A 12,583-nucleotide genomic window follows, 5' to 3' on the forward strand; every position below is an offset into this window, starting at 1 on the left:
GCGATTAGCAGTCCGCTTGACCGAGTGCTAATCACGGTCATAGTCTCGGCTCTGGCACTCCCCACTGGAGAGTGCCAACTACGCGACGGGCAGGTCCGGCACCCGCGACGACGGATCCACCTGGTCGCCACCTCAGACAGTTAACCCCGTGAGATCTCCGAAGGGGGAGGTCGGATCGTGACGACCACCAGCTCCAAGGTTGCCATCAAGCCGCTCGAGGACCGCATTGTGGTCCAGCCGCTCGACGCCGAGCAGACCACCGCCTCTGGCCTGGTCATCCCGGACACCGCCAAGGAGAAGCCCCAGGAGGGCGTCGTCCTGGCCGTGGGCCCGGGCCGCTTCGAGAACGGCGAGCGCCTGCCGCTCGACGTCAAGACCGGCGACATCGTGCTGTACAGCAAGTACGGCGGCACCGAGGTGAAGTACAACGGCGAGGAGTACCTCGTCCTCTCGGCTCGCGACGTGCTCGCGATCATCGAGAAGTAGAACCACCTCAGTTTTTTGAGCTGCGCCCCTGGCCCCCGCGACCATTAATGAGCCGGGCGCCCGGGGCGCAGTGTCATTTCCACCCACAGATTTCGAGAGGGCTCCCGCTGTCATGGCGAAGATCCTGAAGTTCGACGAGGACGCCCGTCGCGCCCTCGAGCGCGGCGTCAACAAGCTGGCCGACACGGTCAAGGTGACGATCGGCCCCAAGGGCCGCAACGTCGTCATCGACAAGAAGTTCGGCGCGCCCACCATCACCAACGACGGTGTCACCATCGCCCGCGAGGTCGAGGTCGAGGACCCGTACGAGAACCTCGGCGTCCAGCTGGTGAAGGAGGTGGCGACCAAGACCAACGACGTAGCGGGTGACGGTACGACCACCGCCACCGTGCTGGCCCAGGCGCTCGTCCGCGAGGGCCTGCGGAACGTCGCCGCGGGTGCCTCCCCGGCCGCCCTGAAGAAGGGCATCGACGCCGCGGTCAAGGCGATCTCCGAGGAGCTCCTCGCGACCGCCCGTCCCATCGACGAGAAGTCCGACATCGCCGCCGTCGCCGGTCTGTCCGCCCAGGACAGCCAGGTCGGCGAGCTCATCGCCGAGGCGATGGACAAGGTCGGCAAGGACGGTGTCATCACCGTCGAGGAGTCCAACACCTTCGGTCTGGAGCTGGACTTCACCGAGGGCATGGCCTTCGACAAGGGCTACCTGTCGCCGTACTTCGTGACGGACCAGGAGCGCATGGAGGCCGTCCTCGAGGACCCGTACATCCTCATCAACCAGGGCAAGATCTCCTCCATCCAGGACCTGCTGCCGCTGCTGGAGAAGGTCATCCAGGCCGGTGCCTCCAAGCCGCTGCTGATCATCGCCGAGGACCTCGAGGGCGAGGCCCTGTCGACCCTGGTCGTGAACAAGATCCGCGGCACCTTCAATGCGGTCGCGGTCAAGGCCCCCGGCTTCGGTGACCGCCGCAAGGCGATGCTGCAGGACATGGCGATCCTCACCGGCGCCACGGTCATCTCCGAGGAGGTCGGCCTCAAGCTCGACCAGGCCGGTCTTGACGTGCTGGGCTCCGCCCGCCGCGTGACCGTCACCAAGGACGACACGACCATCGTCGACGGCGCCGGCAAGTCCGACGACGTCCACGGCCGCGTCAACCAGATCAAGGCCGAGATCGAGAACACCGACTCCGACTGGGACCGCGAGAAGCTCCAGGAGCGCCTCGCGAAGCTGGCCGGCGGCGTGTGCGTGATCAAGGTCGGCGCCGCCACCGAGGTGGAGCTGAAGGAGAAGAAGCACCGTCTGGAGGACGCCATCTCCGCGACCCGCGCCGCGGTCGAGGAGGGCATCGTCTCCGGTGGTGGCTCCGCTCTGGTGCACGCCGCCAAGGTCCTGGAAGGCGGTCTGGACAAGACCGGCGACGAGGCCACCGGTGTTGCCGTGGTCCGCCGCGCGGTCGTCGAGCCGCTGCGCTGGATCGCCGAGAACGCCGGCCTGGAGGGCTACGTCATCACCTCCAAGGTCGCCGAGCTCGACAAGGGCCAGGGCTTCAACGCCGCCACCGGCGAGTACGGCGACCTGGTCAAGGCCGGCGTCATCGACCCGGTGAAGGTCACCCGCTCCGCCCTGGAGAACGCCGCCTCCATCGCCTCCCTGCTCCTCACGACCGAGACCCTGGTCGTCGAGAAGAAGGAAGAGGAGGAGCCGGCCGCCGGTCACGGCCACGGTCACGGCCACTCCCACTGATGTGACTCAGCACTGAGGCCCGGCACCCCGAGGGTGCCGGGCCTTCGTGTTGCCCTACTGCTCCAGCGCGTCCAGCACGCCCAACTGCTCCATCAGCCCCAGCCGGTCGTACTGCCACCAGCCCTCGGCGATCTTCCCGTCCGGAGTGCACCGCTGGATGGTGCACCCGGTCATGGACACCTTCTTCCCGGTGGCCTCAATGCCCATGAAGTCGCCCTTGTGCAGGCCGTTCCAGGTCCAGCGGGTGCACACCAGGTCACCCTGGGCCAGCTGGTCCTCGATCGTGAACGTGAAGTCGAAGCCGCTCCGCCACATCTCCACCTCGCGCCGGATCGCATCGAGCCCGATGTTGTCCTGCGGGTTGGCGGGATCGTGGTCGTGATAGTCCTCGATGAGCACGTCGTTGAAGGTGGGAGCAGCCCCCTTCCCGGCCACCTCCTCGAAGAACCGCCGCGCGGTCGCCTCGTACAACTGCTCGTCCCGCACGACGTCCAGATCGGTGAACGTCGGCATCTCGTCGCAGAGGGCGACCATCTCCTGGAAGATCCGGTCGGTCTCCGGGAGATTCGAGTTCCGCATCGCCTCCTCGTACGACGGGAACTCCACGATCTCGATGAAGTGCGACGCGTCGGACCGGTCCTTGCCGATCACACTGTGCGTCGCGGTCCGCTTCCCCTTGGTCTGCTCGACCCACGTGTCCATCAGCCGGTTCATCTCGTCGAACCGGCTCGTCTTGCAGTCGATGAGCTGTACGAACGTCATGGCGTCGCCTCCGTCCCCCGAGGGTCCGGTCGAAACAGCTCCATTCTCCTCCGGTTGCCCGAACTCGCGCTCTACTGCGGTCCGTACTTGCGCCCCGTCTTCGAGCTGATCCCGCCGAGCATCCGGCGCGGTACGACCTTGGTGACGCCCATCAGCACCTTGTACCGGGGGTCCGGGATCGACAGCGTCTTGCCGCGCGCCAGATCGCCCAGGGCGGAGGCGACCAGCTTGTCGGCGTCCAGCCACATCCAGCCGGGGATGTTGTCGGTGCCCATCCCGGCCCGCTCATGGAACTCGGTGCGCACAAAGCCGGGGCACAGCGCCATCAGCCGTACGCCGCTGCCCGCCAGATCCCGGGCCGCGCCCTGCGTGAACTGCACGACCCACGCCTTGGAGGCGCCGTAGGTCCCGCGCGGCACGAAGGCGGCGACGGAGGCGACATTGACGACTCCGCCCCGGCCGCGCTCCCGCATCGCCTCGGTCGCGGCGGACGTCAGCCGCAGCACCGCCTCGCAGTGCACCTTGAGCATCTTCAGCTCGTCGGCCATGGAGACGTCGAGATAGCGGCCCTTGTTGCCGAAGCCGGCGTTGTTGATCAGCAGGTCGACGGGGTTCCTGCGGTCGGCGAGCCGGGCGGCCACCGCCTCGATGCCCTCGTCCGTCGCCAGGTCCGCGGTCAGGACCTCTGCCTCGATGCCGTGCCGGTCGTGCAGCTCGGTCGCCTGCTCGTGCAGCCGCTTGGTGTCCCGTGCGACGAGGACGAGGTTGTGCCCGTCGGCGGCCAGCCGCCGCGCGAACGCGGCGCCGATGCCCGCGGTCGATCCCGTGATGAGAGCCGTTGTCATGGCGCAAGATTAGTGACCCGGACGGGGACAGTCCGCTCCACGCCCGGCTCCTGCCCAGGACCTACCCACCTCGTCATCGGGCGTTACGTCAGACCCCGTGCTGCGCCACGTATTTGCGCGCCGCCGTCAGCGACTCCGGATGCAGCGCCTCGCCCGCAGGGAGCAGCCGGGGCAGCAGCTCCCGCTGGGTGGTGATCGCACGGAACTGGAGCGCCACGGTCACCTCGTGGTCCGGCCGGTGCAGGATCTCGACGGCGTCGCCCGCCCGCACCTCACCGGCCTCGATCACCCGCAGATAAGCCCCCGGCGCCCCCTTGGCCGTGAACCGCTTCACCCACCGCTGCTCACCCACATGGCCCTGGAAGGTACGGCACGGAATCCGCCCGCACGTCACCTCCAGCACCACCCCGGAGCCGATCCGCCAGCGCTCACCGATGAGGGCGCCGGACACGTCCAGGCCGATCGTCGTGAGGTTCTCCCCGAAGGCGCCGTTGGCCAGCGGACGCCCCAGCTCCCGCTCCCAGTCGTCCAGGTCCTCGCGCGCCACCGCGTACACGGCCTGGTCGTCCCCGCCGTGATGCCGCAGGTCGCAGACCTCGTCCCCGGCAAGCCCGCTCGCCCCGGTCCCCTTCGGCCCCGGCGCCGCCACCCGCACCGCCGCGTCGGTGGGCCGCTTGTCGATCCCGGTCACGCCCTCGGGATGGTCCGTGTAGGGGACGGACGTGCGGCGGCCCAGGTTCACGGAAAGAAGCTTCATGGCAGCACGGTAGGCGAAGGCCGACCAAAGCTGCCGCGCATTAATCAGCGTCGTATCAAAGCTTCGCTTATCCTTGAAGGGTGATCGAGGCTCGACATCTCCGCGTGCTGCGCGCCGTCGCCACGACCGGCTCCTTCTCGGCGGCGGGGCGCGAGCTGGGCTGCACCCAACCCGCCGTAAGCCAGCAGATGAAAGCGCTGGAGGCGTCCGTCGGCACACCCCTGCTCATCCGCAGCGGGCGCGAGATGCGGCTGACCCAGGCGGGCGAGGCCCTCGTCCGGCACGCGGCCGGGATCCTCGCCGGGCTCACCGCAGCCGAGGAGGAGGTCGCCGCCATCGCGGGCCTGCGCGCAGGCCGGGTGCGTCTGGTCTCCTTCCCCAGCGGCAGCTCCACCCTCGTCCCCACCGCCCTCGCCGCCCTGCGCGCCGCCCACCCCGGCACCCGTGTCTCCCTGGAGGAGGCCGAGCCGCCGAAGTCGGTCGAACTGCTCCGCGAGGGCGACTGCGACCTGGCACTCGCCTTCCGCTACGAGGGTGCCGCCCAGGAAGGCGAGTGGGACGACCTCGTCGTACGGCCGCTGCTGAGCGACCGCCTCGTCGCCCTCGTACCCGAGCGGCACCGGCTCGCGAGCGCCGAGTCCGTGGCGATCGGCGACCTCGCCGCCGAGCCCTGGATCGCCGGATGCCCGCGCTGCCGAGGCCAGTTGGTCGAGGTGTGCGAGGGCGCGGGCTTCACCCCGCGCATCGACTTCGCCACCGACGACTATCCGGCGGTGGTCGGCCTGGTCGGCGCGGGTCTGGGCGTGGCGGTCCTGCCCCAGCTCGCGGTCGAGTCGGTACGCCCGCGCGGGGCGCGCATGGTGACGCTGGAACCGGCGGTACGACGGGAGATCGTCGCCCTGACCCTGCCCGACCTCGCCCAGGTGCCGGCGGTGACGGCGACGCTGGAGCAGCTGGCGCGGGCGGCGGATCGTCAAGTGCGGGACGCGCGACGGTAGTCGGGGCGCAAGAAGTAAGGGCACGCGTGCGCGTGCCCTGGTTTGAAGAAACGTTACTTCAGTTGTTCGAGCCGGTCTGAGCGCCGCCGGTCGATGCCGACACCAGCCGGTGGCGCGCCCGCCCCATGAGCTCTTCGCGCTCGTCCTCGGTCAAGCCGCCCCACACGCCGTACGGTTCGCGCACCGCCAGCGCGTGCGCCGCGCACTGGGCACGGACAGGGCACCTCATGCAGACCTCTTTGGCCGAGTTCTCACGAGCACTCCGAGCCGCCCCGCGCTCGCCCTCCGGATGGAAGAAGAGCGAACTGTCGACCCCGCGGCAGGCGGCCAGGAGCTGCCAGTCCCACAGGTCCGCGTTCGGTCCGGGAAGGCGGGAGAAATCTGCCATTGCGTGACCCCTTGTAGCCGTTCTGGGCGGATACGGTGTCCACGACCGTACATCTACGATCTAAGGAGATGAAAATATGACTCATTGCGAATCTAGCCGCAGACACCAGTAAATGGGAAGAAAAAGGGCTGAATGGGGCACGGCTTGTGATGAAAGCTTGAGGGTCTGCCCTGCATGTCTGCACCGTGTCCGCCCCCTCACGTAGAGTGCCGAAGACGGCGCACGGCCCCGTAACTCTTTCGAGTGACCGTCGTTGAGAGTGCGGAGGCGGTTGAAACAACAAGCGCTCGGGCAGGCGTCCGAGACGGTCGACCGCACAGGTGACGATTTCGTACCAGCCTGGAGGCTCAAGGTGACGTGCATCAGCTGCGGAGGGCGGCCATGACATCCGTCCTCGTCTGCGACGACTCCCCGCTTGCCCGAGAGGCGCTCCGCCGCGCGGTCGCGACCGTGCCCGGTGTCGAGCGCGTGACGACGGCGGCCAACGGCGAGGAAGTCCTCCGCCGCTGGGGCGCCGACCGCTCGGACCTGATTCTGATGGACGTACGCATGCCCGGTCTGGGCGGCGTCGAGACCGTGCGGCGGCTGCTGTCCGCCGACCCCGGTGCGCGCATCATCATGCTCACCGTCGCCGAGGACCTGGACGGTGTGGCCCTCGCGGTCGCCGCCGGCGCCCGGGGCTATCTGCACAAGGACGCCTCGCGCGCGGAGCTGCGTGCGACGGTGACGCAGGCGCTGGCGGATCCGACGTGGCGTCTTGCTCCTCGTCGACTGCGCTCCGCCGAGATGGGCGCCGCGCCGACGCTCACGGCGCGTGAGATCCAGGTGCTGGAGGGTATGAGTCACGGGCGGTCCAACGCCGAGATCGGGCGTGAGTTGTTTCTCTCCGAGGACACCGTCAAGACGCATGCTCGGCGGTTGTTCAAGAAGCTCGGTGCCTCTGACCGGGCGCACGCTGTGGCGCTCGGGTTCCGATGGGGCCTGGTTCGCTGAGAGCTCGGTCGTGCGGGCCGTCGCCTTGGAGCGGGCCGGTTGTGCCTGGTCGCGCCCGCGCGGCGCAGTCACATATGGACGCAGCCCCGCGCCCCTTTGGGGCGCGGGTGCTCGTTTCGCCGCGGATGCCGCATCCTTGAGGTGTGGAGTCTCTCGGGGACAAGTCGGTCGAGCGGAAGGGGAGGGCGCAGGAGATGAGTTCCGGCGCACCTGCTCATAACGCTTCGGTGCACAACAACGGACGCGGTGCCACGGACCGCGGCGCCGCAAGGCACCATGGACCGATGCGCGACGACGAGGCGGCCACTGCCGCAGGGGCGATCGGTGCACTCGTCCATCGCGCCGTGGACGGGGACGAGCAGGCCACGCACGACCTGCTCGCTCATGTCCACCCCTTGGCGCTGCGCTACTGCCGCACCCGTCTGTCCCGGCTTCCGGGCGACGCCCGGCACTTCGTGGAGGACCTCGCGCAGGAGGTCTGCGTCGCCGTCCTGCTCGCCCTGCCGCGCTACAAGGACACCGGACGCCCCTTCGAGGCGTTCGTCTTCGCCATCGCCGCGCACAAGGTCGCCGACCTGCAGCGGGCGGCCATGCGCCACCCCGGCTCGACGGCGGTCCCCTCCGACGAGATGCCGGAGCGACCCGACGACTCCCTCGGCCCCGAGGAGCGCGCGCTGCTCAGCAGCGACGCCGAATGGGCCAAGAAGCTCCTGGCCAACCTCCCCGAGAACCAGCGCGAGCTGCTCCTGCTGCGGATCGCGGTGGGGTTGACGGCGGAGGAGACGGGTCAGATGTTGGGAATGTCACCCGGTGCGGTGCGTGTTGCCCAGCACCGGGCGCTGAGCAGGCTGCGGGCACTGGCCGAGCAGTAGTCCGCCCTTGCTTGAACAGGCGTCCCGTCGATTCCGTACGAACATACGAAGCCTGGAGTCACCAGGAACCGTGGAATTTGATGACCTCGCTTCCCGTTAGCATGGACATCCGCACCGATCAAGGCCATTTGGGGAAGGTGTCATGACTGCCAACGTCGACGGAGTGCCCGCCAAATTCGCGACACTCGGGCTGACCTACGACGATGTGCTGCTGCTGCCGGGCGCGTCCGACATGGCGCCCGACGACATCGACACCGCCTCGTACGTCTCCAAGAACGTGCGGGTCAACATCCCGCTGCTGTCCGCCGCCATGGACAAGGTCACCGAGTCGCGCATGGCGATCGCGATGGCCCGCCAGGGCGGCGTCGGCGTACTGCACCGCAATCTCTCCATCGAGGACCAGGCCAACCAGGTCGACCTGGTGAAGCGCTCCGAGTCCGGCATGGTGGCCGACCCGATCACCGTGCACCCGGACGCCACGCTCGGCGAGGCCGACGCGCTGTGCGCCAAGTTCCGCATCAGCGGTGTGCCGGTGACCGACGGCGAGAAGAAGCTCCTCGGCATCGTCACCAACCGTGACATGGCCTTCGAGACGGACCGCTCGCGCCGGGTCCGCGAGGTGATGACCCCGATGCCGCTGGTCACCGGCAAGGTGGGCATCTCCGGTGTCGAGGCCATGGAGCTGCTGCGCAAGCACAAGATCGAGAAGCTTCCGCTGGTCGACGACGCGGGTGTCCTCAAGGGCCTGATCACGGTCAAGGACTTCGTCAAGGCGGAGAAGTACCCGAGCGCCGCCAAGGACGCCGAGGGCCGCCTGCTGGTCGGCGCCGCGGTCGGTGTGGCCGGTGACGCCTTCGAGCGCGCCCAGGCCCTCATCGAGGCCGGTGTCGACTTCATCGTCGTGGACACCGCGCACGGCCACTCCCGGCTGGTCGGCGACATGGTCGCCAAGATCAAGTCGAACTCCGGCGGCGTCGACGTCATCGGCGGCAACATCGCCACCCGCGACGGCGCACAGGCGCTGATCGACTCCGGCGTGGACGGCATCAAGGTCGGCGTCGGCCCCGGCTCCATCTGCACCACCCGCGTCGTCGCCGGCATCGGCGTCCCGCAGGTCACCGCCATCTACGAGGCGTCCCTCGCCGCCAAGGAGGCCGGTATCCCGGTCATCGGCGACGGCGGCCTCCAGTACTCCGGCGACATCGCCAAGGCCTTGGTCGCGGGCGCCGACACGGTGATGCTCGGCTCGCTGCTCGCGGGCTGCGAGGAGTCCCCGGGCGAGCTGATGTTCATCAACGGCAAGCAGTTCAAGTCGTACCGCGGCATGGGCTCGCTGGGTGCCATGCAGTCCCGCGGCGACCGCAAGTCGTTCTCCAAGGACCGCTACTTCCAGGAGGGCGTCGCCTCCGACGAGCAGCTCGTCCCCGAGGGCATCGAGGGCCAGGTGCCCTACCGCGGCCCGCTCTCCTCGGTCGTCCACCAGCTGGTCGGCGGTCTGCGCCAGTCGATGTTCTACGTCGGCGGGCGCACGGTCCCCGAGCTGCAGGCCAACGGCCAGTTCGTCCGGATCACCTCGGCGGGCCTCAAGGAGAGCCACCCGCACGACATCCAGATGACGGTCGAGGCGCCGAACTACAGCCGTAACAAGTAGTCGCGCGGTCGCGAGGCTTCCTCAAGGGCGGCCCCGGAGCATCCGGGGCCGCCCTTGTCGTGCCCGTCGGCGATACTGGAAGACGCTGAAACGCATCAGGGAAAGGCCACAGACGTGACTGAGATCGAGATCGGGCGCGGCAAGCGCGGCCGCAGGGCGTACGCCTTCGACGACATCGCCGTCGTCCCCAGCCGCCGTACGCGGGACCCGAAGGAGGTCTCGATCGCCTGGCAGATCGACGCCTACCGCTTCGAGCTGCCGTTCCTGGCCGCCCCCATGGACTCGGTCGTCTCCCCGGCCACCGCGATCCGCATCGGTGAGCTCGGCGGCCTCGGCGTGCTGAACCTCGAGGGCCTGTGGACGCGGTACGAGGACCCGCAGCCGCTGCTCGACGAGATCACCGAGCTGCCCGACGAGGCCGCGACCCGCCGCCTCCAGGAGATCTACGCGGCTCCCATCAAGGAGGAGCTGATCGGCGCGCGCATCAAGGAGGTGCGCGACTCGGGCGTGGTCACCGCGGCGGCGCTCTCCCCGCAGCGCACGGCCCAGTTCTCCAAGGCCGTGGTGGACGCGGGTGTGGACATCTTCGTCATCCGCGGTACGACGGTCTCGGCGGAGCACGTCTCGGGTTCGCACGAGCCGCTGAACCTGAAGCAGTTCATCTACGAGCTGGACGTCCCGGTGATCGTCGGCGGCTGCGCCACGTACACGGCGGCCCTGCACCTGATGCGGACGGGTGCCGCGGGCGTGCTCGTCGGCTTCGGCGGCGGCGCGGCGCACACCACGCGCAATGTGCTCGGCATCCAGGTGCCGATGGCGACGGCGGTCGCGGATGTGGCTGCGGCCCGTCGTGACTACATGGACGAGTCCGGCGGCCGGTATGTCCACGTCATCGCGGACGGCGGCGTCGGCTGGTCCGGCGACCTGCCGAAGGCGATCGCGTGCGGCGCGGACGCGGTGATGATGGGCTCGCCGCTCGCGCGTGCGACCGATGCGCCGGGTCGCGGTCACCACTGGGGCATGGAGGCCGTCAACGAGGAGCTTCCGCGCGGCAAGAAGGTCGACCTGGGCACGGTCGGCACGATCGAGGAGGTGCTGACGGGTCCGTCGCACACTCCCGACGGCTCGATGAACCTCTTCGGTGCGCTGCGTCGGGCCATGGCCACGACTGGGTACAGCGAGCTGAAGGAGTTCCAGCGGGTTGAGGTTACGGTCGCCGACTCGCAGCACAAGCGGTAACCCGTACGTCTACGTCAGGGAAGGGCCGGTCACCCCGGGTGGGGTGACCGGCCCTTTTCGTGCCCAACTGCGCCTGGGCGCGGGCGCGTTGTGTGGGAGGGGGTGCACCCCAGACGGCCCGCCTACCGGGTCTATGGGCGGCATCGTGGAAGGGGGCGCGCCCATGGGCCGTCACCGCAAGCCCACCCGCTGGGATCGACTTCGGCTTCGGCTGGTGAAGTTCCGGAGGAGGTGCGTCTTGTGGATCAACAGCTGGTGAGCGGCCGCCCCCAAGAGGCATAGGGGCGGACACCCGTGAACCAGCTAGGAGCCCGCTGCAGCGGCCACTGCGGTGGGCTCCACCTTGTTGGCGTGATGGTGAGCGGCCGTCCCTACGAGAACTAGGGGCGGACACTCCGTGATCCATCCGCGAGCCTGCCGCAGTGACCGCTACGGCCGACCCCACCTGTCTCCGTAAGGTACCCGCGCCCCGCCCCGCATGCCACCAGTCGCCGGGGCCCGCCCACCCATGCGCCCCCCTTCACAACCGATGCGCCGCCCCCGTGGGCGTGGCCCCCCGCGTGTCGAGCAGCAGCTGCGCTTTCACCGAGAGCCCCTGCAAGTCGTACGTCCGATGCTGCTGGAGCAGGATTGTCAGGTCCGCGTCGGCGGCGGCCTCGTAGAGGGAGTCCGCGCGCGGGACGGGGCGGTCCAGGACGTTCCAGGAGGGGATGTGCGGGTCGTGGTAGCTGACGGAGGCGCCGAGGCTCATCAGGCGGACCGCGATCTCCTCGGCGGGGGTTGACTGTTGGTCGGCGAGGTCGGGCTTGTAGGTGACGCCGAGGAGCAGGACGCGGGCCCCGCGCGCGGACTTCCCGTGCTCGTTGAGGAGGGTCGCGGCACGCTGGACGACGTAGCGGGGCATCTGGTTGTTGACCTGCTGGGCCAGTTCGACCATGCGCAGGGTGCGGCCGGTGTGGCCGGTCAGGTCCTGGGGGACGGCGTGGCCGCCGACGCCGGGGCCGGGGCGGAAGGCCTGGAAGCCGAAGGGCTTGGTCTCCGCGCAGCGGATGACGTCCCAGAGGTCTACGCCCATGTCGTGGCAGAGGACGGCCATTTCGTTGACGAGGGCGATGTTGACGTGGCGGAAGTTCGTCTCCAGGAGCTGGACCGTCTCCGCTTCTCGCGGGCCACGCGCGCGTACCACCTTGTCGGTGAGCCTTGAGTAGAACGCGGCGGCGGACTCGGTGCACGCGGGCGTGAGGCCGCCGATCACCTTCGGGGTGTTGGCGGGTGTGAAGTCGCGGTTGCCGGGGTCCACTCGGCTGGGGGAGTAGGCGAGGTGGAAATCGCGGCCCGCGCGCAGGCCCGAGCACTCTTCGAGGAGCGGGCGCAGGACGTCCTCGGTGGTGCCCGGGGGGACCGGTGACTCCAGGATCACCGTCGTGTGCGGACGCAACCGCGAGGCCAGGGTGCGGGCGGCCGACTCCACCTGGGCGAGGTCGAGCCCGCCGTCCGCCCCGCGCGGGGTGGACGCGCAGATGACGGCCGTGCGGACCCGGCCGAGTTCGGCGGGGCTGGTGGCGTGCCGGAAGCCCGCCGCGAGCATGCGGCGCAGTTCTGCGGGGCTGAGGGAGCCGGGTTCGGGCCCGGTCCGGTAACCGAGCGTGGGGATGCCGGCGGCCACGGCGGCCTGGGCCAGCGGCAGGCCGTACGGGCCGAGTCCGATGACGGCGAGATCTGCGGGCATGGCGTGGGCCGTCCTTCCCAGTAACCGAAGCGGGACAGGTGCGCAAGCCCTGTGGACAGGATGGGCGAAGCGCAATGTCAGACTAGGAGTAAATATGACCGAAATACGGGATTGATCCGCTG

At 69.3% G+C, this 12,583-nt stretch carries 12 protein-coding genes; 7 read left to right on the forward strand and 5 right to left on the reverse strand.

Annotation, left to right across the window (positions count from 1 at the left end; translation table 11 throughout):
• The first annotated feature begins 177 nt into the window (after window positions 1-177).
• The gene (gene groES / locus OHT76_RS26235) at window positions 178-486 is read left to right on the forward strand and encodes a co-chaperone GroES (RefSeq protein WP_003998759.1); all 309 of its coding nucleotides are present in this window, start codon (window positions 178-180) and stop codon (window positions 484-486) included.
• A gap of 112 nt (window positions 487-598) precedes the next feature.
• Entirely contained in the window at window positions 599-2,227 is a 1,629-nt protein-coding gene (gene groL, locus OHT76_RS26240; RefSeq protein ID WP_328873299.1) for a chaperonin GroEL, read from the forward strand.
• 54 nt (window positions 2,228-2,281) lie between these two features.
• Here the strand turns inward: groL and OHT76_RS26245 are convergent, their stop codons facing one another.
• The 3 genes from OHT76_RS26245 to OHT76_RS26255 all read right to left on the reverse strand — a co-directional run bounded on the left by OHT76_RS26245 (window position 2,282) and on the right by OHT76_RS26255 (window position 4,591).
• A complete protein-coding gene (locus OHT76_RS26245) occupies window positions 2,282-2,989 on the reverse strand; it encodes an ester cyclase (RefSeq protein ID WP_328873300.1) in 708 nt (235 codons plus the stop codon).
• Window positions 2,990-3,060: 71 nt separating this feature from the next.
• A complete protein-coding gene (locus tag OHT76_RS26250) occupies window positions 3,061-3,834 on the reverse strand; it encodes an SDR family NAD(P)-dependent oxidoreductase (RefSeq protein ID WP_328873301.1) in 774 nt (257 codons plus the stop codon).
• Window positions 3,835-3,922: 88 nt separating this feature from the next.
• Window positions 3,923-4,591, reverse strand: coding sequence for an MOSC domain-containing protein (locus OHT76_RS26255; protein ID WP_328873302.1), 669 nt, complete (start codon window positions 4,589-4,591; stop codon window positions 3,923-3,925).
• An 80-nt stretch (window positions 4,592-4,671) separates the two neighbouring features.
• On the opposite strand from OHT76_RS26255, the gene OHT76_RS26260 reads away from it, so the two are divergent.
• Window positions 4,672-5,589, forward strand: a complete 918-nt coding sequence (locus OHT76_RS26260; RefSeq protein ID WP_328873303.1) for a LysR family transcriptional regulator — start codon at window positions 4,672-4,674, stop codon at window positions 5,587-5,589.
• Between the two features lie 58 nt (window positions 5,590-5,647).
• Here OHT76_RS26260 and OHT76_RS26265 read toward each other — a convergent pair whose 3' ends face one another.
• On the reverse strand, window positions 5,648-5,977 hold the full coding sequence (locus OHT76_RS26265) for a WhiB family transcriptional regulator (protein ID WP_328873304.1): 330 nt from the start codon (window positions 5,975-5,977) through the stop codon (window positions 5,648-5,650).
• Window positions 5,978-6,358: 381 nt separating this feature from the next.
• On the opposite strand from OHT76_RS26265, the gene OHT76_RS26270 reads away from it, so the two are divergent.
• From OHT76_RS26270 to OHT76_RS26285, 4 genes are all read left to right on the forward strand, one after another.
• Window positions 6,359-6,970 carry a response regulator transcription factor gene (locus OHT76_RS26270; RefSeq protein ID WP_003948568.1) on the forward strand — a complete coding sequence of 204 codons (612 nt, stop codon included), beginning with the start codon at window positions 6,359-6,361 and terminating at the stop codon, window positions 6,968-6,970.
• Between the two features lie 284 nt (window positions 6,971-7,254).
• The gene (locus tag OHT76_RS26275; RefSeq protein WP_127178445.1) at window positions 7,255-7,842 is read left to right on the forward strand and encodes a sigma-70 family RNA polymerase sigma factor; all 588 of its coding nucleotides are present in this window, start codon (window positions 7,255-7,257) and stop codon (window positions 7,840-7,842) included.
• 142 nt (window positions 7,843-7,984) lie between these two features.
• Window positions 7,985-9,493, forward strand: a complete 1,509-nt coding sequence (gene guaB, locus OHT76_RS26280; RefSeq protein ID WP_328873305.1) for an IMP dehydrogenase — start codon at window positions 7,985-7,987, stop codon at window positions 9,491-9,493.
• A 114-nt stretch (window positions 9,494-9,607) separates the two neighbouring features.
• Window positions 9,608-10,732, forward strand: coding sequence for a GuaB3 family IMP dehydrogenase-related protein (locus OHT76_RS26285; protein WP_315884827.1), 1,125 nt, complete (start codon window positions 9,608-9,610; stop codon window positions 10,730-10,732).
• 520 nt (window positions 10,733-11,252) lie between these two features.
• Here the strand turns inward: OHT76_RS26285 and OHT76_RS26290 are convergent.
• Window positions 11,253-12,461, reverse strand: coding sequence for a nucleotide sugar dehydrogenase (locus OHT76_RS26290; RefSeq protein ID WP_328873306.1), 1,209 nt, complete (start codon window positions 12,459-12,461; stop codon window positions 11,253-11,255).
• Between the last annotated feature and the right edge of the window lie 122 nt (window positions 12,462-12,583).

The sequence above is a fragment of the Streptomyces sp. NBC_00287 genome, from assembly GCF_036173105.1.
In the GTDB taxonomy this organism is placed as follows: Bacteria; Actinomycetota; Actinomycetes; order Streptomycetales; family Streptomycetaceae; genus Streptomyces.

Excerpts from the sequence above, each read along its gene's own strand:
- OHT76_RS26275 (WP_127178445.1), top strand. The coding sequence starts at position 7,255 with ATGCGCGACGACGAGGCGGCCACTGCCGCAGGGGCGATCGGTGCACTC.
- OHT76_RS26265 (WP_328873304.1), bottom strand. The coding sequence starts at position 5,977 with ATGGCAGATTTCTCCCGCCTTCCCGGACCGAACGCGGACCTGTGGGAC.
- OHT76_RS26250 (WP_328873301.1), bottom strand. The coding sequence starts at position 3,834 with ATGACAACGGCTCTCATCACGGGATCGACCGCGGGCATCGGCGCCGCG.
- guaB (WP_328873305.1), top strand. The coding sequence starts at position 7,985 with ATGACTGCCAACGTCGACGGAGTGCCCGCCAAATTCGCGACACTCGGG.
- OHT76_RS26290 (WP_328873306.1), bottom strand. The coding sequence starts at position 12,461 with ATGCCCGCAGATCTCGCCGTCATCGGACTCGGCCCGTACGGCCTGCCG.
- groL (WP_328873299.1), top strand. The coding sequence starts at position 599 with ATGGCGAAGATCCTGAAGTTCGACGAGGACGCCCGTCGCGCCCTCGAG.
- OHT76_RS26245 (WP_328873300.1), bottom strand. The coding sequence starts at position 2,989 with ATGACGTTCGTACAGCTCATCGACTGCAAGACGAGCCGGTTCGACGAG.
- OHT76_RS26255 (WP_328873302.1), bottom strand. The coding sequence starts at position 4,591 with ATGAAGCTTCTTTCCGTGAACCTGGGCCGCCGCACGTCCGTCCCCTAC.
- OHT76_RS26270 (WP_003948568.1), top strand. The coding sequence starts at position 6,359 with ATGACATCCGTCCTCGTCTGCGACGACTCCCCGCTTGCCCGAGAGGCG.